Origin of the sequence: Blautia sp. DFI.6.71 (assembly GCF_020593585.1) — a bacterium.
Classification (GTDB): Bacteria; Bacillota; Clostridia; order Lachnospirales; family Lachnospiraceae; genus Blautia_A; species Blautia_A wexlerae.
Genome location: NZ_JAJDMJ010000029.1, coordinates 25261 through 46906, shown reverse-complemented (window position 1 = coordinate 46906; position 21646 = coordinate 25261). Strand labels below are relative to the sequence as shown.

The 21646-nt window shown below is 42.5% G+C and carries 19 protein-coding genes; 15 read left to right on the top strand and 4 right to left on the bottom strand.

The genetic code is table 11. The annotated features are described in order from the left end of the window. The first annotated feature begins 72 nt into the window (after window positions 1-72). From LJE12_RS12550 to LJE12_RS12530, 5 genes are all read left to right on the top strand, one after another. Window positions 73-927: a putative manganese transporter gene (locus LJE12_RS12550; RefSeq protein ID WP_118633392.1), complete on the top strand. Its 855-nt coding sequence runs from the start codon at window positions 73-75 to the stop codon at window positions 925-927. Window positions 928-981: 54 nt separating this feature from the next. Then, window positions 982-1404 (top strand): Fur family transcriptional regulator, encoded by a 423-nt coding sequence (locus LJE12_RS12545; protein WP_008706467.1) that lies wholly within the window; start codon window positions 982-984, stop codon window positions 1402-1404. Window positions 1405-1551: 147 nt separating this feature from the next. After that, entirely contained in the window at window positions 1552-2556 is a 1005-nt protein-coding gene (locus LJE12_RS12540; protein ID WP_008706471.1) for an InlB B-repeat-containing protein, read from the top strand. A gap of 132 nt (window positions 2557-2688) precedes the next feature. Further along, entirely contained in the window at window positions 2689-3414 is a 726-nt protein-coding gene (locus LJE12_RS12535) for an AzlC family ABC transporter permease (RefSeq protein WP_025578184.1), read from the top strand. Continuing rightward, the gene (locus LJE12_RS12530) at window positions 3404-3721 is read left to right on the top strand and encodes an AzlD domain-containing protein (protein ID WP_008706474.1); all 318 of its coding nucleotides are present in this window, start codon (window positions 3404-3406) and stop codon (window positions 3719-3721) included. Before LJE12_RS12535 ends, LJE12_RS12530 begins: the two co-directional genes overlap by 11 nt. A 127-nt stretch (window positions 3722-3848) precedes the next feature. Here LJE12_RS12530 and dapF read toward each other — a convergent pair whose 3' ends face one another. Then, the gene (gene dapF / locus LJE12_RS12525; RefSeq protein ID WP_022380493.1) at window positions 3849-4700 is read right to left on the bottom strand and encodes a diaminopimelate epimerase; all 852 of its coding nucleotides are present in this window, start codon (window positions 4698-4700) and stop codon (window positions 3849-3851) included. A 334-nt stretch (window positions 4701-5034) separates the two neighbouring features. Between dapF and LJE12_RS12520 the strand changes: the two genes are divergently transcribed. The 4 genes from LJE12_RS12520 to LJE12_RS12505 all read left to right on the top strand — a co-directional run bounded on the left by LJE12_RS12520 (window position 5035) and on the right by LJE12_RS12505 (window position 8283). Continuing rightward, the gene (locus LJE12_RS12520) at window positions 5035-5823 is read left to right on the top strand and encodes a transporter substrate-binding domain-containing protein (protein ID WP_227292205.1); all 789 of its coding nucleotides are present in this window, start codon (window positions 5035-5037) and stop codon (window positions 5821-5823) included. Window positions 5824-5893: 70 nt separating this feature from the next. Continuing rightward, on the top strand, window positions 5894-6601 hold the full coding sequence (locus LJE12_RS12515) for an amino acid ABC transporter permease (protein ID WP_227226840.1): 708 nt from the start codon (window positions 5894-5896) through the stop codon (window positions 6599-6601). Next, a complete protein-coding gene (locus tag LJE12_RS12510; RefSeq protein ID WP_008706482.1) occupies window positions 6591-7331 on the top strand; it encodes an amino acid ABC transporter ATP-binding protein in 741 nt (246 codons plus the stop codon). The genes LJE12_RS12515 and LJE12_RS12510 overlap by 11 nt, the downstream gene beginning before the upstream one ends. Window position 7332: 1 nt before the next feature. Further along, window positions 7333-8283: a bile acid:sodium symporter family protein gene (locus tag LJE12_RS12505; RefSeq protein WP_227226841.1), complete on the top strand. Its 951-nt coding sequence runs from the start codon at window positions 7333-7335 to the stop codon at window positions 8281-8283. Between the two features lie 78 nt (window positions 8284-8361). Here LJE12_RS12505 and LJE12_RS12500 read toward each other — a convergent pair whose 3' ends face one another. Beyond that, window positions 8362-8787 carry a CBS domain-containing protein gene (locus LJE12_RS12500; protein WP_022380489.1) on the bottom strand — a complete coding sequence of 142 codons (426 nt, stop codon included), beginning with the start codon at window positions 8785-8787 and terminating at the stop codon, window positions 8362-8364. A gap of 108 nt (window positions 8788-8895) precedes the next feature. Beyond that, the gene (gene asnA / locus LJE12_RS12495) at window positions 8896-9903 is read right to left on the bottom strand and encodes an aspartate--ammonia ligase (RefSeq protein ID WP_227226842.1); all 1008 of its coding nucleotides are present in this window, start codon (window positions 9901-9903) and stop codon (window positions 8896-8898) included. 402 nt (window positions 9904-10305) lie between these two features. Between asnA and nrdD the strand changes: the two genes are divergently transcribed. Beyond that, complete coding sequence (gene nrdD / locus LJE12_RS12490; protein WP_022380487.1) at window positions 10306-12441, top strand: anaerobic ribonucleoside-triphosphate reductase; 2136 nt, start codon at window positions 10306-10308, stop codon at window positions 12439-12441. 163 nt (window positions 12442-12604) lie between these two features. On the opposite strand, the gene arcC is transcribed toward nrdD, so the two are convergent. After that, a complete protein-coding gene (gene arcC, locus LJE12_RS12485) occupies window positions 12605-13537 on the bottom strand; it encodes a carbamate kinase (protein WP_022380486.1) in 933 nt (310 codons plus the stop codon). Window positions 13538-14229: 692 nt separating this feature from the next. On the opposite strand from arcC, the gene LJE12_RS12480 reads away from it, so the two are divergent. The 5 genes from LJE12_RS12480 (at window position 14230) to fmt (ending at window position 21642) form a co-directional block, all read left to right on the top strand. Further along, on the top strand, window positions 14230-16041 hold the full coding sequence (locus LJE12_RS12480; RefSeq protein ID WP_055058134.1) for a DUF7507 domain-containing protein: 1812 nt from the start codon (window positions 14230-14232) through the stop codon (window positions 16039-16041). A 296-nt stretch (window positions 16042-16337) separates the two neighbouring features. Further along, entirely contained in the window at window positions 16338-17795 is a 1458-nt protein-coding gene (locus LJE12_RS12475) for a UDP-N-acetylmuramoyl-L-alanyl-D-glutamate--2,6-diaminopimelate ligase (RefSeq protein WP_227226843.1), read from the top strand. 26 nt (window positions 17796-17821) lie between these two features. Then, complete coding sequence (gene priA, locus LJE12_RS12470; protein WP_227292203.1) at window positions 17822-20041, top strand: replication restart helicase PriA; 2220 nt, start codon at window positions 17822-17824, stop codon at window positions 20039-20041. A gap of 169 nt (window positions 20042-20210) precedes the next feature. Next, window positions 20211-20687: a peptide deformylase gene (def, locus tag LJE12_RS12465; RefSeq protein WP_008706495.1), complete on the top strand. Its 477-nt coding sequence runs from the start codon at window positions 20211-20213 to the stop codon at window positions 20685-20687. 7 nt (window positions 20688-20694) lie between these two features. Then, on the top strand, window positions 20695-21642 hold the full coding sequence (fmt, locus tag LJE12_RS12460; RefSeq protein ID WP_020993619.1) for a methionyl-tRNA formyltransferase: 948 nt from the start codon (window positions 20695-20697) through the stop codon (window positions 21640-21642). The last annotated feature ends 4 nt before the right edge of the window (window positions 21643-21646 follow it).

Below are 21646 nucleotides of genomic sequence, written 5' to 3'. Positions count from 1 at the left end.
AGAATGAATGTACCGCCGATTTCGGAATAGGCGTACCGTTCGAGCAGAATTTGCAAATATAAGGAGAACTATATGTCAGAGATTATATTAGATTCAGTAATAGACAGCATCAAGCTGCTACCCTTTCTTTTTCTTACTTATCTGTTTATGGAATGGATGGAGCATAAGACAGGTGCGGCAGCACGAAAGAGAATCCGTACAGCCGGAAAATTCGGACCGGTATGGGGTGGACTTCTGGGAGTGATCCCACAGTGTGGATTTTCGGCAGCGGCATCCAGCCTTTTTGCCGGACGTGTGATCACAGTGGGAACTTTGATCGCGGTGTATCTGTCTACTTCAGATGAAATGTTTCCGATCATGATCTCCAATGCAGTTCCTGTAGTTACAATTGTGAAAATCCTGACCTGCAAAGCGGTGATCGGAATACTTTCCGGCCTGGTGCTGGAGTATGTTTACACACATATTCTGAAGAAACAGGAACCTGATGTGGATATTCATGAAATCTGTGAAGAAGAACGCTGCCATTGTGAACATGGAGTTATTTCTTCAGCAGCATTTCACACATTAAAAGTTTTTGTGTACATTTTCTTGATTTCTCTTGCTTTAAATATTATCATTGGATTAGTCGGAGAAGAGACACTGGCAGGACTTTTTACAGGAACACCGATTGCAGGTGAACTGATCGCAGCTTTAGTGGGACTGATTCCCAACTGCGCTTCTTCTGTAGTAATCACCCAGTTATATCTGGATCATATTATCGGAGCCGGGGCGATGATGGCGGGACTTCTTGTAAATGCAGGAGTTGGGCTTCTGATTCTGTTTCGTTTGAACAGAGACAGGGTTCAGAATCTGAAAATTGTGGGAGTACTTTATGGACTTGGTGTATTCTGGGGAATTATTATTGAATTTGCAGGAATTGTTTTCTGATTAACCGAGTCTGCTCTGTCAGAAGAAGCTGATTTTAGGAGGAATGATAAAATTATGGCAGGAAGCAGTTATGCGACAGCAAGCCGCAGAAAAATACTTGAATATTTGAAAAACAGTAATGACCATACGGTTACAGCTGCTGATGTGGATGAGTATCTGAAGAAACATGACAGTGAGGTAAATATCACAACCATTTACCGCTATCTGGACAAGCTTGCAAAGGATGGAACTGTGATCAAATATGTTGCAGAGAAAGGTTGCCAGGCTGCTTATCAGTATGTAGAACCGGGACGGGGATGTGAACAGCATCTGCACCTGAAGTGTGTAAAATGTGGAAAGATCATTCATCTGGAATGTCATTTTATGGAAGAAATTTCTCATCATATTGAAGAAAGTCATGGATTTACCCTGCAGTGTAAGAATTCTATTTTGTATGGAGTCTGTAAAGAATGTAAAGGCAGTGGCGAAGACTGTTGACTGTTTCTGTCAGATGATGTAAACTGAAATACAACTGTTTGGTCAAATTGACTGCGAAGCAGTATGGTGAAGAGAAAAGACAGCGAAATTGCTGTAAGTACCGGTAAAAATAACAGATAATATATGAAATCATAAAAGAAGGCAATAATGAGAAAACAGAAGAGACAGATGTGTGTAAGAAGAATGTTATTATTTTTTCTGGCGTGTGTATTAATATGTGCAGCACCCCCGTCTGCAGCACAGGCGGCAATAATGCAGACTGCTAAGAATTCAACAGTGCAAAAGAAAAAAACATCCACGAAAACAGTTACAATAGAGACTTCAGGAGGAATCACAAAAAAGAAAGTGAAAAGCGGTGGTTCTGTGATTCTTCCTGTGGAAGTGAATAAGAGGGGATATACATTTCTGGGATGGTCAACAGTTCCCGGACAGACCTGTAATCCAATGTATCAGGCATATCAGAAAATTCAGGTTACGAAAAATATTCATCTTTATCCGGTGAAGTATAAATGGAATCAGGAACCGGATATTTATGCAGGCGGTCTTGCGGACAGTGTGGAGAAATATGATAAGATTATTTTTGTGGGAGATTCCCGCACAGCAATGCTTCGCAGTACTCTGAAGCAGCAATGCAGTTCTGACAGTTTAAAGAAAGTTGGATTTGTATGCAAGACAGGAGAGGGGCTTGACTGGATGAAAAAATACGGAGAAAAGGAACTGCTGAATGAAATAAGCGGGATGGATGACAATGCGAAGCCGGTGGCAGTTATTTTCAATCTGGGAGTAAATGACCTGATCCACAAAAACAGGGAGTCCATCAGTTATGATTCCGTTGCGTCAGACTATGCTTCTTATATGAACGGATTATCCAGAAAGCTGACTGCCAGGAACTGTGAATTATTTTATATGTCTGTGAATCCATGTAATACGGCAATGAAATCCACGCGAAAGGAGTCTGAGATCCGCGGATTTAATAACAGACTCAGACAGAGACTGAACGGGAATTTTACATGGATCAACAGTTATTCTTATCTGATGAGATGTGGTTATACGACTCGCTGTGAATTTCGCGGTTATACAGATGATGGTGTTCATTATTCTATGAGGACTTATAAGAGAATTTATGCATATGCAATAAAACAGATCAGATAATCCTGACTGAAACCCGGAGACAGAATACTGTTCTCCGGGTTATCTGTGTGTATCAGTAAATACGAAAGTTGTAGCTGTGAAAGAGTTAAACAGTTATCAAAGGATCACAAAAGGTAACAGGAGGAGAGAAACATGAGAAGTGAAAGCTTCAGAAAAGGAGTTAAGGATGGTATTCCCATAGGACTGGGATATTTTGCTGTATCGTTTACATTTGGCATGATGGCAGTTGCTGATGGACTGAGTATCTGGCAGGCTGTGCTGATCTCATTGACAAACGTGACTTCAGCAGGGCAGTTTGCAGGACTTGAGATCATGGTAATGAGCGGCTCTTACTGGGAGATGGCACTGACACAGCTGATCATTAATCTGAGATATTGTCTGATGTCATTTTCCCTTGCTCAGAAATTCAGAAGAGATGAATCTTTGGTTCACCGCTATATTGCAGCATTTGGTGTGACGGATGAGATTTTCGGGATCAGTGCCAGTCAGCCCGGAAAGGTAAGCGCATTTTATAATTATGGTGCCATGTGTGTGGCAATCCCGGGATGGGTACTTGGAACCCTGGCAGGAGCAATTTCCGGAAATCTTCTTCCGGATTTTATGATGAGTGCACTCAGCGTGGCTATTTACGGTATGTTCCTTGCAATTATTATTCCTCCGGCAAAGCAGAATAAGGCAGTACTGGCAGTTGTCGTGGCAGCAATGCTGATCAGCACTTTGTTTAAAGTGATTCCGTTTCTGTCGGAGGTTTCGTCAGGTTTTGTGATCATTATTACTACACTGATCGTGGCAGGGGCTGCCGCATACTTCTGTCCGATAGAGGATGAGAAAGAGGAGGAGGGTGTTCATGAGTCATAATATTTATATTTACATTCTGGTAATGGCAGCAGTTACATATCTGATCCGTATGCTCCCGCTTGCTCTTTCCAGAAAAGAGATCACAAGTCCGTTTATCAGATCATTTCTGTACTATGTTCCCTATGCATGTCTGGCAGCCATGACATTTCCGGCGATCCTTTTTGCCACAGACAGTGTGATCTCGGCTGCTGTGGGATTTATTGTGGCACTGATCGCGGCATATAAGGAGAAAAGTCTTCTTACAGTTGCGTTATTCGCATGTGCTGCGGTATTTATTGTGGAAAGAATACTGGAATTTGCAGTGTAAAAGTTGATGAAAAACGGATACATAACCACAGCTGAATGGTGTGTATCCGTTTTTTGTTGCGTAATATTGTGACCGGCAGCTGAAGCAGATAAGCTGTCTGTTATTTACTGCAGTTTCAGACAGTTTTTTATTTCAGAAAGCTTACATCAATTTCACCGTCAAATACTGTGGCAGCCGGGCCTGTCATGTAAACAAGATTCTCCTGTCTGTTCCAGAAAATCTGCAGGTCACCGCCGAGAAGTTTTACAGTGACAGGACTGTCACCGTCTACATGTCCGTTCAGAACAGAAGCGACTGCTACCGCACATGCACCTGTGCCGCAGGCAAGAGTTTCGCCTGAACCGCGTTCCCATACACGCATTTTTACAGTATGTTCATCGATCACTTCTACAAATTCAGTGTTTACACGATCCGGAAATGCAACATGATTCTCGAAAGCCGGGCCGATCTTTTCAATATCCAGATGGTCAATATCATCCATATAAACAATAGCGTGGGGATTTCCCATGGAAACAGCGGTTATGTAATAGATTTTTCCGTTTACATCCAGAGGTTCATTGATAACTTCCTCCTTCTCTGACACTACCGGAATCTGTCTGGCGGTCAGGATCGGAGAACCCATATTTACCTTAACCTGGGATACCTTTCCGTTTTCTACAGTAAGATCCAGATATTTGATGCCGCTTTTTGTAGCAACAGAAATATGTTCTTTGTCTACGATGCCGTAGTCATAGGCATATTTGGCAACACAGCGGATACCGTTTCCGCACATGGCACCCTGGGAACCGTCGAGATTATACATATCCATCTCGCAGTCTGCGATTTTGGATGGCTTGATCAGGATCAGTCCGTCGGAACCGATACCAAAGTGACGGTCACTGACATATCTGGCTACTGCGGAAGGATTTTCCACAGTTTCCTCAAAACAGTTTACATATACGTAATCATTTCCAATACCATGCATTTTTGTAAATTTCATCAGAAAAGCCTCCTTATTTGGTTAAATATTTATACACCTCTTGTATCATATAGAAAAAATGTTATGAAAAAGTGAAAATTACGAATCTTTTACCGGGAAAGTTTTTCTGTGACCTTCATGTAAAAAAACATTTTGCCCTTCCCGGAACAGTTATGTATTATACATTATATGGAAAATATATCTGTTATTCAAGTTTTACCTTGCATTTTATAGAAAGTATGTTAAAATTAAAAACAAAAATATACAACCGAAACGCATAATTATACGCTGTTGTCTGAAGAAGGTAAAAAGATGGCAGCCGTAGATATACTTTCGGATGCGAGGAGGAAAAAAGATGAAAGATCAAAAGAGATTTGCAGTTCTTGCACTCAGTGCAGTAATGGTATTTTCCATGGCAGGAAGCGTATCCGCAGCTCAGAAAGTTGAATCCAAAGATGATCTTGCAGGAGCAACAATCGGTGTTCAGCTTGGTACAACAGGTGACCTTGATGCATCTGATTATGAGAAAGATGGTTCTACAGTAGAACGTTACAGCAAGGGAAGTGAAGCTGTTCAGGCATTAAAGGCAGGACAGATCGACTGTGTGATCATCGATTCACAGCCAGCTCAGAAATTTGTTGAGAATAATGATGATCTCAAGATTCTGGATGAGCCATTCGAGGAAGAAGAATATGCAATCTGCTTAAAGAAAGGCAATGATGAACTTCTTGACAAGATTAACGGAGCTCTCAAGGAACTGAAAGAGGATGGAACTATCGACAGCATCATGGACAATTACATTGGTGAAGATGCCGGTAAGACTCCATATGAATCACCGAAAGATGTTGACCGTTCCAACGGAACTCTGGTAATGGCTACTAACGCTGAATTCGAACCATATGAATATCATGAAGGTGATGATATCGTTGGTATCGATGCTGATATCGCTCAGGCAATCTGTGATAAGCTTGGATATGAACTGAAGATTGAAGATATGGAATTTGACTCCATCCTTCCGGCAGTACAGTCCGGCAAAGCAGACTTCGGTGCAGCAGGTATGACTGTAACAGAAGACCGTAAATCAAGTGTTGACTTTACAGATACCTATGCAGATGCAAGCCAGGTAATTATTGTAAAGAAATAAGTATCAAAATAACAAATAACAGAGCTGTTGACGATCTGCCAACAGCTCTCTTTTCGGAACAGAGGTTTTTATGAATAATCCTATGATATTAGCGAGTGTAAAAGAAGATTTTTATCTGAACTTTATTAAAGATGACCGCTATCTATGGCTTCTGGATGGACTGAAAACAACCCTCATTATCACAATATTTGCGGTAATTGTAGGTCTGATCATCGGTTTCCTTGTAGCAATCATTCGTTCTGCGCACGATAAGTCAGGCTCCTTTAAGATCCTCAATGCGATCTGCAGAGTTTATCTGACTGTAATCCGTGGAACACCAACCATGATCCAGCTGCTGATCATGAACTTTGTAATTTTTGGTGCTGTAAGTATTAACAAGATCATTGTAGGCGGACTTGCCTTTGGTATCAACTCAGGTGCCTATGTAGCTGAGATCGTCCGTTCCGGTATCATGTCCATTGACCAGGGACAGACAGAGGCAGGACGAAGCCTTGGTCTGAATTTCAGCCAGACCATGCGACTGATCATTATCCCGCAGGCATTTAAGAATGTACTTCCTGCGCTGGTAAATGAATTTATCGTGCTGATCAAAGAGACATCCATCATCGGTTATATCGGTATGATGGACCTGACAAAAGGAGCTATGCTGATCCAGAGCCGTACATACAATGCGTTCTGGCCTCTGATGGCAGCAGCAGCGATTTACCTTGTGATCGTTGGAATCCTTACATGGGGTATGAATAAACTGGAAAGGAGATTAAGAACCAGTGAGCGATAAGAATGTACTGATCCAGGTAAAGGATCTGAAGAAAGCTTTTGGTACAAATCAGGTTCTCGATGGAATTACAACAGATATCTGTCAGGGAGAAGTAGTAGCCGTCATTGGTCCTTCCGGTTCCGGTAAATCTACTTTCCTGAGATCACTGAATCTTCTGGAGGTTCCGACAGGCGGTCAGATCCTCTTTGAGGGAACTGATATTACAGATCCGAAGGTTGACATTAACAGACACCGTCAGAAGATTGGAATGGTATTTCAGCAGTTTAATCTTTTTCCGCATAAAACTGTAAAACAGAATATTATGCTGGCACCTGTAGAACTGAAGCTGATGACAAAGGATGAAGCGTCAAAGAAAGCGGATGAGCTTCTGGCACGTGTAGGTCTTCCGGATAAAGCCAATGCATATCCGGATATGCTTTCGGGCGGGCAGAAACAGCGTATTGCCATTGCACGTTCTCTTGCCATGAATCCGGATGTGATGCTTTTTGATGAGCCAACTTCCGCACTTGACCCTGAGATGGTAGGTGAGGTTCTGGAATTGATGAAAGAACTTGCGCAGTCAGGTATGACCATGGTTGTAGTTACTCATGAGATGGGATTTGCAAGAGAAGTGGCAACAAGAGTTCTTTTTATTGATGATGGTAAGATACAGGAAGAGAATACTCCGAAAGAATTTTTCGCGAATCCGAAGAATCCTAGACTGAAAGACTTCCTTTCAAAGGTTTTATAAGATGCTGAAAAAATTTAACAGTTTTATAGAAAAATGGATGGCCCTGGTGACACCGACCTGTCTGTTGCTGGGGGTGTGTTTTCCTGATATTGCCAAATGCGGTCTGCCTTATGTGCCGGCCGTATTTGCGTTTATGACATTTGCCGGGGCGTTGAAGTCAAGATTTAAAGATGTGGCAAATGTGTTCCGACATCCGGGCTCACTGCTTATTATCATGCTTCTGGTCCATGTGGTAATCCCGGCAGCAGCCTGCGGGGCAGGTCATCTGTTCTTTGGAAATAACATGGAGCTGATTACCGGAATGGTACTGGAGTTTGCAGTTCCCACTGCAGTGGTAAGTCTGATGTGGGTGACGATTTATGATGGAAACAGTCCTCTGTCGTTGTCTCTGGTAGTGCTGGATACAGTACTGGCACCTTTTCTGATCCCGGCTACGCTGAAGATCCTGCTGGGCTCTGCGGTGACCATAGATCCTGCCAGGATGATGCGGGGACTGATATTTATGGTTGCGCTTCCTGCTGTTGTTGCGATGGTATTAAATCAGATCACAGATGGAAAAGTAATGGAAACATGGCCGGGAAAGCTGGCGCCTTTTTCAAAGCTGGCACTGATATTTGTGGTAACGTCCAATTCTTCCAAAGTAGCACCATATATCCGGGATATGAATATGCAGAGGGTGAAGGTTGCACTGGCAATCCTTGTCCTGGCTGCTTCCGGATATGCACTCGGCTGGTTTGTGGCGTATATCTTCCGAAAGGATCGCAGTACGGCGGTTTCCATGATGTATGGAACCGGGATGCGCAATATCAGCGCAGGAGCGGTGATCGCAGCTGCATATTTTCCGGGTGAAGTTATGTTTCCGGTAATGATCGGAACTCTGTTTCAGCAGGTGTTGGCAGCATTGTTCGGAAAGCTTCTGGCACAGAAAAAGGAAAAACAGGAATTTTGTTGAAGTCTGCTGAGACGTTATAAAGAATATAAAAAGAGCTGCCGCATTAGCAATTGAAAAATTGCAATGCGGCAGCTCTTTTTATGAATCTGAAGCCTTTATATATTTCTTCAGTTCTTTGTAGCAGTATTTGATGATCTCTTTACGGGTGATGATGCCGATAAAGTATCCCTGATCATCTACAACCGGAACATAATTCTGGTTGATTGCCTTGTCCAGCAGATCCTCCATGTCAGAATCTGCGTGAACTGCCTTATATGTTGCTCTTCGCGGGATTGCCATAATGGAAATGCTCTCTGCTTCTTTCAGTCCGGGAACATTTAAGGTTTTCATTCCCCAGAGAAGATCACCCTCGGAAATACTTCCTTTATATTTCCCGTCCAGACTCAGAAGCGGAATGCAGGAAAATTTTCTGTGTTCCATTTTCTCAAGAGTCTGACGAAGAGTCTCATTTTCAAATATATATGCTACATCACTTTTAGGTGTTAAAAAAAATAAAATATTCACTTTTGTATTCGCCCCGTTACATTTGTCTGATAAGGCACTCAGATATACATTGTGTATTTACACATCTGTGTGTCTGTGATTTCTTAGTATTCCAGGTTTACGGCTTTTTTACAGAAGCTGTACTCCCTTTGCTGCTGCTTCTTTCATTACTTCTTCCGGCCACAGGGAAGCATGTACTTCACCGATATGTGCTTTCCTGAGGAAGAACATACAGATACGGGACTGGCCGATGCCGCCACCGATAGTATATGGAAGTTCTTGGTTAAAGATTGCTTTCTGGAAAGGAAGCTCACGTCTGTCGTCACAGCCTGCGATGGTAAGCTGTCTGTCAAGCGCATCCTCGTCAACGCGGATACCCATGGAAGAAAGCTCCAGAGCAATGTCGAGAACAGGATAATAAACAAGGATATCGCCGTTTAATTCCCAGTCATCGTAGTCCGGTGCACGTCCGTCATGGCGTTCTCCGTTGGTTAAGGTTTTGCCGACCTGCATAAGGAATACGGCACCTTTTTCCTTGACAATCTTGTATTCACGTTCCTTTGGAGTGAGATCAGGATACATATCGACCAGTTCCTGGGTGCTGACAAATGCGATCTCTCTCGGAAGGATTTCTTCGATGTAATCGTACTGAACAGCCATATATTTTTCGGTCTTGCGGAGAACGCTGTAGATAGCACGTACTGTGGAAATAAGTGTGTCCATGTTGCGTTCTTCCTTACTGATGATTTTTTCCCAGTCCCACTGATCTACGTATACGGAGTGGATATTGTCCAGATCTTCGTCTCTTCTGATCGCGATCATGTCTGTGTAAAGTCCTTCACCATGAGCAAAGCCATATTTCTGTAATGCATATCTCTTCCATTTGGCAAGAGAGTGTACGATCTCAGCATTCTCCGGCTGGCCTTTGATATCAAAGCTTACCGGACGTTCCACGCCGTTTAAGTTATCGTTCAGACCAGATGACGGGTTTACGAAAACAGGAGCAGAAACACGAAGCAGGTTCAGTTTCTGTGATAGTGTCTGCTGAAAGAAATCTTTCACAGTTTTAATGGCAATCTGGGTATCATGGAGATTTAAAGCTGACTGATACCCGTCAGGAATTTTAATCTGTTCCATTATTGGATTCCTCCTACAATTTTGAAATCCTTTCAAAGGTATTTTTAAGAGGATTTCTATAGTCTTTTACTCAGCTATTATAACAGGAAAGTAGGCGTTTGACAATTTCAGCTTTGCAAGATCAGGGTAAAATGTTAAAATTATTTTATAAGAATCAATGAAAATAAACCGGAGCATAAAGAAAAAGTGGAATTGTATACAGGAGATGAGGTATCGGCAGTGGCTTCGGATGGTCAAGAAAATTTTCTGATAATGTATCAAATTCGGCAATATGACGAATAATTTTTTGCCCCTTTCTTTTTGACAGAGACTGTGCTATACTTGTTAAACGTACCACATATAGAGCGAATTGTGGTGAATGAAAGAAAAAAATACTATATATTGTATATGGGAGTGAAAGGTATGATATATGTTATAAAGAAAGATGGTACGAGAGAAGAGTTTAATTCACAGAAGATCGTAGCAGCAGTAAATAAGTCGGCAGCCAGAATTTTATACACATTTTCGGATAAAGAGAAGGAATTTATCTGCCAGTTTGCGGAAGAACATGCGGAGGCACTGGGAAAGAATGAGATAGAGATCCAGGAGATGCACAACATCGTAGAGGGAGCACTTGAGAGAGTGAACCCGGCAGTGGCTAAGAGCTACCGCGATTACAGAAATTACAAACTTGACTTTATCCATATGATGGATGATGTATATACCAAAAGTCAGGCAATCCGTTATATTGGTGATAAGAGTAATGCCAATACAGACAGTGCGCTTGTAGCTACAAAGCGAAGCCTGATCTTTAATGAACTGAACAAAGAGCTTTATCGTAAATTTTTTATGAATCGTAATGAACTTCAGGCATGTAAAGATGGTTATATTTATATTCATGACCAGTCTGCACGTCTGGATACCATGAACTGCTGTCTCTTTGATGTGGCATCTGTACTCAGCGGCGGATTTGAGATGGGAAATGTATGGTACAATGAGCCTAAGACACTGGATACTGCGTTTGATGTTATGGGTGATATTATCCTGAGCACTGCTGCACAGCAGTATGGCGGATTCACAGTACCGGAAGTAGACAAGATCCTTGCACCTTATGCACAGAAGAGTTACGATAAATATATCCAGGAATTTATGAAATACTCTGACGAGAGCTGGACAGGACGTGAAGAACGTGCGATCGAGTATGCGCTTGACAAAGTCCGCAGAGATTTTGACCAGGGATGGCAGGGGATTGAGTATAAGCTGAATACAGTCGGATCTTCCAGAGGGGATTATCCATTTGTAACTGTAACTCTTGGACTTGGAACAAAGCAGTTCGAGAAGATGGCAAGTATTTCTCTTCTTGAAGTGCATAAAGGCGGACAGGGTAAGGCAGGACGCAAGAAACCGGTACTCTTCCCGAAAATCGTATTCCTTTATGATGAAAATATCCATGGAAAAGGCAAGATCAGTGAGGATGTATTTGAGGCAGGGGTTGACTGTTCTGCCAAGACTATGTATCCGGACTGGCTGTCCATGTCAGGAAAAGGATATATTTCCAGTATGTACAAGCAGTATGGAAAGGTTATAAGTCCTATGGGATGTCGTGCGTTCTTAAGCCCCTGGTACGAGAGAGGCGGTATGTATCCGGCAGATGATAAGGATGTTCCTGTGTTTGTGGGAAGATTTAACATCGGTGCGGTAAGCCTTCATCTTCCAATGATCCTTGCCAAAGCCAGAGCAGAGAGCAGGGATTTCTACGAAGTGCTGGATTTCTATCTTGAGATGATCCGTAATCTGCATATCCGTACCTATGATTATCTGGGACAGATGCGTGCGTCAACCAATCCGCTGGCATATTGTGAGGGAGGATTTTACGGTGGACATCTGAAACCGAATGAAAAGATTGGCAAGATTCTGAAACCAATGACAGCATCCTTCGGAATCACTGCATTAAATGAACTTCAGGAACTTTACAATGGCAAATCCATTGTTGAAGACGGGCAGTTTGCACTGGATGTGCTGAAATATATCAACAGGAAAGTGAATGAATTTAAAGAGAAAGATGGTTATCTTTATGCAATTTACGGAACACCGGCAGAGAGTTTATGTGGACTTCAGGTGGAACAGTTCCGTAAGATGTATGGCATTGTGAAAGGGGTTTCTGACCGTCCTTATGTAAGCAACAGTTTCCACTGTCATGTGACTGAAGATGTAACTCCGATTGAAAAACAGGATCTGGAGGGACGTTTCTGGGAGCTGTGCAACGGCGGTAAGATTCAGTATGTACGTTATCCGATCGATTATAATCGTGAAGCAATACGCACTCTGATCCGCAGAGCCATGTCTTTGGGATATTATGAGGGAGTAAATCTTTCCCTTGCTTACTGTGATGACTGCGGACATGAGGAACTTGAAATGGACGTGTGTCCGGTCTGCGGTTCCAAGAATCTGACAAAGATTGACCGTATGAACGGATATCTTTCCTACAGCCGTGTGCATGGTGATACTCGTCTGAACGAAGCGAAGATGGCAGAGATTGCGGAACGTAAATCTATGTAATATCAGGTCAGGGGTAAACTTTTGAATCTGACATCATAATATGATAATTAAAAGACATATACCGGCAAGATGATATGTATTGCTCTGGTATATGTCTTTTTGTATTGTCAGATAAAATATAGCAATCCTCTTAAATGTATTATTTACGAGGATTGCTATAGAATCATTTAATGATAGTTCCGGTTTTTTCGAAATATCCATCCTTTGCATGTGCAATATCTGTGATGATCGTTCTTCTGTTATCTCCCTTTTCGATAAAAGAGATTCCGGCTTCGAATTTAGGAAGCATGGAGCCTGGGGCAAACTGATTGTCAGCCATATATTTCTTGGCATCATCTACAGAAATTGTATTAAGATATTCTTCATTGTCCTGACCGAGGTTCAGACTTACTTTCTCAACACTGGTAAGGATCAGAAGAGTATCTGCATTTAATTCCTGTGCGAGAAGTCCGCTGGAAAGGTCTTTCTCAATGATCGCACTTGCACCATGAAGATCGATTCCCTGTTCCATAACCGGGATTCCGCCACCGCCTGCTGCGATTACTACCTGGCCCGCATCTACAAGTGTGCGGATTGTTTCAAGCTCTACGATTTTCTGCGGTTTCGGAGCTGCCAGGATTCTTTTATAAGTGCCGTCAGCCAGTTTAGTGACAAAGTTTCCTTTGTTCTCTTCGGCTTCAGCCTCTTCTTCTGTAAGGACACGTCCGATGATCTTCTCCGGTTCAGCGAAAGCATCATCATATGGATCAATGACAACCTGTGTAAGGATAGTAGCTACCGGTTTATAAATACCGCGGGAAATAAGCTCTGCGCGGATTGCGGTCTGGAGGTCATATCCGATATAGCCCTGACTCATTGCCGAACATACGGACATAGGTGCAAATGTATAGTCAGGATGTGTTTTGCCAAATTCATTCATGGCTGTGTGGATCATTCCAACCTGTGGACCGTTACTGTGGGAAATGACTACACGATTTCCGGCTTCTACAAGATCTGCGACAGCTTTGGCTGCTTTTTTTGTAGCGATTTTCTGCTCCGGTAAGGTGGTTCCTAATGCTCTGTGGCCCAGTGCAACTACTGTAATTTTTTCGCTCATGGGAATTACCTCGATTCTTTCATGTTCTGTAAATATGATATCTGTGGGTTGATCTTATATATAAAGATTTTTGAAATTTTTTATCACTGATATCATAAATATTCAATCATATTGATATCCTACATTATAAAAGACTGCCAGTAGAATTGCAATAGAAAATAACCCAAAAAACACCTCGCAGGATATTACCAGTGAACATTAACAAAAAAACAAACAGCTCTCACATTTCTGTGAGAGCTGTTTTGTTTTTTTGAGGGGGGAGATAGAGAGTGGTTTTTCATCTATCCAAGATTTATTATATGGGAAAATTATGTTCAAAGTATGTCGAATTTCTGAAACAATCGGTAAATTTATAAAAGAATTATAAACAAATACGAAAAATAAAAAGTGGTATCTTGTTTTTATAGCATAGACATGCTAAAGTAGATTCATCGGCAACAGCCGTTATCAGTATTCTTATTTTCACGCACCGGTCCGGTGCAAAAATTTCCAATTATTTATTGATAGTCCGGGAGATGGTTTTGAATCCTGAGCAGAAACTCTGAAAATCTTATTTATTGTGCAAAACAGAGAGGAGAGATGCGTATGTCTGTGGATATGAACTTATAATCTCGAAAGATACTGTACCGATATCATTCTGACAGTGGAAGTACCTCAGATGACATAGAATAAAAATTCAGGAGAATGAGAGAATGAAAAAAAGAATATGGAATCAGTTAAAAAAAGCAGTCATGATAACGGCTGCTGTCGGGATTTTGGGAGCAGGAGCAGTATCAGCAGCAGAATTTGAAGCTGCAGAGTTATATGTTCCTGCTGTGGGTTTAAAGCAGAGTGCACAGTGGATCGATGAAGAGAAATTTCAGGCAGAACTGACACTGGAAGTGAGCGGTCTGAAAGAACTGTACAAAAGTCAACAGGAAAATACTGCTTCGGAGAACGGACAGTTGCAGATGGAAAATAGTACATGGGATGGAGAAGTGAGAGAAGCAGAAGCAGCAGAAAATACGACAGATGAAGTGGATTCTGAAAATACAGAGTGTGAATTAGAGAGTGCAGTAATAGATATAGAAGATATAGAAAGCGAAGAATACCGGAAGGCAGAAGAAAACGCAGAAGGATCTGACACAGAAACCGGACAGACACAACAGAGTGAGCAGGAGAACCAAAATGAGATCAGGGAAGATAAAACCAGATATTTTCTGACTGTATATATTTCAGAATATTTTCAGGTAAATGCAGAAGCGTTAAAGAATGATCTGCAGGCTGAATCCGTACAGATACAAAATAAGAAAGGTGAGACAACCCAGATTACAAAGCTGACCTGTGAGACTGCACTTTCAGATGCGGAAACAGATATCTTTACCATGAAAGTGCCGGTGTCTCTGCGTGAAGAATATCGTATTTCTTCTGTAAAAACAGATTATCCTCTGTGCCAGGATGCACCGCTTTGCAAAGATTGGGAGGGGACAGGTGCGTATTTCTGGATGAAATCAGGGGATGAAACCCGGACTGTTGCAGAAACTCCTTCAGCTCTGCTTTCCGTACAGGAGGCAAAAACAGGGATCACAGCCCGGTTACAGCAGGAGACGAAAGAGGTACGTGCAGGGCAGAACCTTACTTATATATTGTCTGTAGAGAATACAGGAGAATTACCTCTGGAAAATATAGAGATATCCAGTGTTTTTTCTCAGGATAATATAAAAGCCGAATGGAAACAGGAAGAGGGATTTACTGCAAATGGTATGCAGGGAATTATTTCAGGTCTTAAGGCAGGAGAAATCAGAAATCTTCAGATGACAGTACAGCTTACAGAAGAGCAGGCAGGAGAGCTTATTCATACAGTAACTGTAAAAGCGAAATATCCGGGAAAGGAAGAAAGTATTGGATGTCAGAAATCAGTCGAAACAGAAGTCATTGCATTAAAGGCGGCTTTTGAGGTGGAGAAAACTGCGGACAGAACACAGGCATATCCGGGAGATACGATCACATATCAGATCTGCATCAGGAATACGGGTGAGCGAACACTTCATTCGGTTCTCAGTACAGAAAGATTCCAAAATGCCGGTATTCAGGCAAACTTTGTCAGGAAAGAGGGCGTAACATTAAACAGCACAGGCACACAGGCTCTGATTCCGCAGATCGCACCGGGAGAGGCTTTTGCACTTTACGCCACAGTGACTGTTCCACAATATATGGCAAGTCAGGAATTGATCAATGAGGTAATCGTTACATCTGATGAGACTGGTACACAGGCAATGACATCTAAGGCAAACGTAGAATTAAAGGAAACTGATAATATTGTTACAGTTACGCCGCAACCGGCATCTCTGGCTTCCCAGAGTTATGGATATGACTCAAAGTCCGGAAGTGCTTATACTACTGCTTCCAAACCACGTACAGGAGATGAGACAGAAACGGCTTTGTATATTGTACTGGGGATTTTTGCAATCATGTCCGGAGTCAGTGCATTCTGTTACAGGAAGACAAAAAAACAGCAGAAGTAGAGAAACAACGTTGAAACGACAGGGGAGGTGTGCTATTCTTATATAGAATATACGCTTTAGTAAAACACCTCTGCCTGACTTTAAAGAAATTGCGTTACTGTTCACACATCACTATCCCGCGAGGTGTTTTGGCATGAATATGCCAAAATCCCGAGACATACAAGCCAAAATTCTATTGCCGCAGGCAATCTGGAATGAATTTTGGCTAAGTTACTGTGAACGGAGTGAACAGTAACGAAATGGCCGTAGAGGCTGTATAAAATTCAGGCAGGCAGGAAATGATATGGAGGATTAAAATGAAATTAATATCCTTACTGGAAAAGCTGGAATATACATGTCTTCAGGGCAGTACAGACCAGGAAGTAAAAAATGTGATTTATGATTCCCGGAAAGTAGAAGAGGGCTCTCTTTTTATCTGTATCCGCGGTGCAGTGGTGGATGGCCATAAATTTGTGCCGGATGTAGTTGCAAAAGGAGCAAAGGTTCTGATCGTGGAAGAAGCTGTGGAAGCACCGGAAGATGTGACAGTCATTCTTGTGAAAGATACACGATATGCAATGGCGTTTATTTCTGCCGCATATTTCGGATATCCCGCAGAGAAACTGAAAACAATCGGTATCACAGGAACAAAAGGAAAAACAACCACTACGTATATGGTAAAATCTATTCTGGAAAATGCCGGATATAAAGTGGGACTGATCGGAACCATTGAAGCGATCATCGGTGACAAAGTGATCCCTGCAAAGAACACAACACCGGAGTCTTATGTGATTCAGGAATATTTCCATGAGATGGCAGAAGCCGGCTGTGACTGTGTGGTTATGGAAGTTTCCTCCCAGGGACTGATGCTTCACAGAACTCAGGGATTTGTTTTCGATTTTGGTATTTTTACAAACATTGAGCCGGATCATATCGGACCAAATGAACATAAGGATTTTGATGATTATCTCAGATGCAAGTCCTTGCTTCTGAAACAGTGCAGGGTAGGAATTGTAAACAGAGATGATGAACATTTTGAGAAGATTATTGAAGGTCATACATGCAGCCTGGAAACTTATGGATTTTCACCGGAAGCAGACCTTCGTGCGGAAGATGCAAAGCTGGTCGGAGGTAAAGGATATCTGGGTATTTCCTACCATCTGAAAGGACTTCTGGATTTTCATGTGGAGATAGATATTCCCGGTAAATTCAGCATTTACAATTCACTGACAGCAATTGCGATCTGCCGTCATTTTAAGGTTTCGGAAGAGAACATTCTCAAAGCCTTAAAAGTAGCTAAGGTAAAAGGCCGTATTGAAATGGTAAAAGTATCCGATGATTTTACTCTGATGATCGATTACGCGCATAATGCCATGGCTCTGGAGAGTCTTCTGACCACTCTGAAAGAATATCATCCTCACAGACTGGTATGTCTGTTTGGATGCGGAGGCAACAGATCTAAGCTTCGCCGCTATGAGATGGGAGAGGTTTCCGGAAAGCTTGCAGACCTTACCATCATTACCTCTGATAATCCACGTGATGAAGAACCACAGGCGATCATCAATGATATTAAGATCGGTATGGCAAAAACCGATGGAAAATATGTAGAGATTCCGGACAGAAAAGAAGCCATCGCTTATGCAATCCATCATGGAGAGCCAGGGGATATTATAGTTCTGGCAGGTAAAGGACATGAGGATTATCAGGAAATTAAAGGAAAGAAATATCCTATGGATGAACGTGTCCTGATCGCAGATATTCTTGCTGGTAAATAGGTAGCGGGTCAAACAGGAATAAGTTCATGATATATGCTGATATAATAATTGATATTTCCAGTGATAAACTGGATCGGAGTTTTCAATATCGTGTACCGGAAAGGCTGGAGAAGAAAATAAAGGCAGGGATGGTGGCAGCCATCCCTTTTGGAAATGCCGGCCGGGTGCGTACAGGATATGTGATCGGATTGTCAGATGAACCTAAAATTGCTCCCGAAAAGATTAAAGAAATCAGTGAAATCTGCAGTGGAGAAGAGACTACGGAATCCAGACTGATCGCTTTGGCAGCCTGGATGAGAGAGAATTATGGTTCCACCATGATCCAGGCTCTCAGGACAGTACTTCCTATCCAGGAGAAAATCAAGGCAAAAGAGAAAAAATATATATGCCTGGATATTTCCGAAGAGGCGGGAGCGCAGTTGCTGAAAGAACTTGAACAAACAAGGTTTAAAGCCAGAACAAGACTTCTGAGGGAACTTCTGGAGAAAAAAAGACTGGATTATACACATGCGGCGAAAGAACTGGGGACAACTTCTGCTGTTGTAAAGAAATTTCAGGAGCAGGGGATTATCCGCATAGAATATGATGAGATAATGAGAACTTCACTGAATACAGGTGATATTTCCGGAGAAAGGCGAATGCCGCTTACAGATGAACAGGAAGCGGCAGTAAAGCAGATACAGAGAGAGTGGAAAAAACCATCGCCGAAGCCTGTACTGATCGAGGGAGTGACAGGGAGCGGGAAAACCCAGGTGTATATAAAGCTGATCGAGCAGACGCTTTCTCAGGGAAAAGAAGCAATCGTGCTGATCCCGGAGATTGCTCTGACATATCAGACGGTACGCAGATTTTATGCCAGATTTGGGGATAAAGTATCAGTTATCAATTCCAGACAGTCTCAGGGAGAACGCTATGATCAGTTTAAACGTGCGAAAAAGGGAGAAGTCCAGGTGATGATCGGTCCCAGATCTGCGCTGTTTACGCCATTTGCCAGTCTGGGACTGATCATTATTGATGAAGAACATGAATCAAGCTATAAAAGTGAAAGCACACCCCGTTATCATGCAAGGGAAACTGCAATCAGGAGAGCTGTTTTAGAACATGCAAATGTGGTAATGGGTTCAGCTACTCCATCAGTGGAAGCCTACAGTAAGGCAATGAATGGGGAATATAGTCTGGTCAGGCTGACAACAAGATATGGAAGCAGACCTCTGCCCCGGGTTTCTATCGTAGACCTGCGTGAGGAATTAAAAGCAGGAAACAGGTCTGTACTGAGCAGAGAACTCCGGCAAAAGATGAAAGGCCGGTTTGAGAAAAAAGAACAGGTAATGCTTTTTCTGAACAGAAGAGGATACGCAGGTTTTGTATCCTGCCGGTCCTGTGGACATGTGATGAAGTGTCCGCATTGTGATGTTTCTCTTTCGGAGCATAATAATGAAAGGCTTTTATGTCATTACTGTGGATATGAGACAGGAAAACCCCGGATATGCCCGGTGTGCGGATCGCCTTATATTGGCGGATTTAAGGCAGGAACACAGCAGATCGAGAAGGTAGTGCGGGAAGATTTTCCAGAAGTCAGGACTCTCAGAATGGATTTTGATACAACAAGAACCAAGGGCAGCTATGAAAAGATCCTTGCAGCTTTTGCTGCTCATGAGGCAGATATACTGATCGGAACGCAGATGATCGTTAAGGGGCATGATTTTCCGGATGTCACACTCATGGGAATAGTAGCAGCGGATCTTTCGCTGAATGCAGAGGATTATCGATGTGCGGAACGTACCTTTCAGCTTCTCTGTCAGGCAGTCGGCCGGGGAGGACGGGGGGAAAAACCGGGAGAGGCAGTGATCCAGACCTATCATCCGGATCATTACAGTATTCAGGCGGCGGCAGTGCAGGATTATCAGGCATTCTATGAGGAAGAGATGAGTTACCGTATGCTTCTGGATTATCCGCCTGCGGCACATATGCTGGCAGTTCTGGGTTCAGGTCCGGAAGATGAGAAACTGGTTCAGGCAATGTATTATCTGAAACTTTATATAGAAAGGATATACAGAGAAAATGACCTGCATATCATTGGCCCGGCATATGCGTCAGTTGGAAAAGTTAAGGATATTTACAGACAGGTTATCTATTTAAAACATAAAGATCATAAAACGCTGGTACATATCAAAGACCAGCTGGAGAAATACATAGAGATAAATTCCGGTTTCCGGAAAATATACATACAATTTGATTTCAGTTAATTATGGCAGATTTTTTCAAAATCTCATTACTGAAGTAATCTGCTGCAGAAGGGAAATCCGGAAGGCAGTAATTTCTGAAATCGTGATATAACAATAATCAAGATATCAGGTTAGGGGCAAAATATCTTTTGATTCTAACATCATAATCAAAGAAGAGGAGAATAAAGAAATGGCACTTAGAAAAATCAGATTACAGGGCGACGAAGTACTTGCAAAGGTCAGCAGACCGGTAGAAAAAATGACACCACGTATTCATGATCTGATCGGGGATATGCTTGAAACCATGTATGATGCAATGGGAGTTGGCCTCGCTGCACCACAGGTAGGTATGCTGAAGCGTATTGTTGTGATCGATATAGGAGAGGGTCCTATCGTGCTGATCAATCCTGAAATCCTTGAAACATCAGGCGAACAGACTGGTGATGAAGGATGCTTAAGTGTACCTGGAATGGCTGGTCAGGTAACACGTCCGAACTATGTAAAGGTAAAAGCTCTGGATGAGGATATGAATGAAGTAGAATATGAAGGGGAAGGTCTTCTTGCGCGTGCTTTCTGCCATGAGATCGATCATCTGGACGGACATATGTATACAGAACTGGTAGAAGGAGAACTTCATCAGGTTTCCTATGATGAGGATGAGGAGTGATAATCAAATGAAGATAGTATTTATGGGAACACCGGATTTCGCAGTGCCGTCATTACATGCACTGACAGAAGCCGGATATGCGGTGGCAGCAGTAGTGACCCAGCCTGACAAACCAAAAGGCAGAGGTAAGACATTATTGCCAACACCTGTAAAAGAAGAAGCCGTTATGCACGATATTCCGGTATATCAGCCGGAGAAAGTGAGAAATAACCCTGAATTTCTGGAGATTCTGAAAGAAATCAATCCTGAGATCATAGTTGTTGCTGCATATGGACAGATTATTCCAAAAGAAATCCTGGAGCTTCCGAAATTTGGATGCATCAATATTCATGCGTCTCTTCTTCCGAAATACAGAGGAGCAGCGCCTATCCAGCAGGCTGTGATCGACGGGGAAAAAGTATCAGGTGTAACGATCCAGCAGATGGGAGAAGGTCTTGATACCGGTGATATGATTTCAAAGATAGTAATTCCGATCTCTCCGACAGAAACAGGTGGAAGCCTGTTTGGAAAACTTGCGCAGGCCGGTGCGGATCTGCTGATCAAGACACTTCCATCTATTGAGCAGGGAACTGCGGAGTTTGAAAAACAGCCGGAGGAGAGTCCTACACCTTATGCGGCTATGATCACCAAACAGATGGGACTGATGGATTTCAGAAAATCTGCAGAAGAACTGGAACGCCTTGTACGCGGCCTGAATCCATGGCCAAGTGCTTATACATTTCTTAATGGAAAAACTCTGAAAGTGTGGAAATGTAAAGTCAGCACTGAGAAAACAGATGCTGTTCCGGGAACAATCTTCCTGGCAGATAAAGAGGGGATCCATACAGCATGTGGAGAAGGAGTGCTGATTCTTACAGAGGTACAGCTGGAAGGTAAGAAGCGTATGGAAACAGAAGCCTTTCTCCGGGGATATCACATTGAAAATGGAATTGTTTTTACAGATCATAAGGAGTGATTAG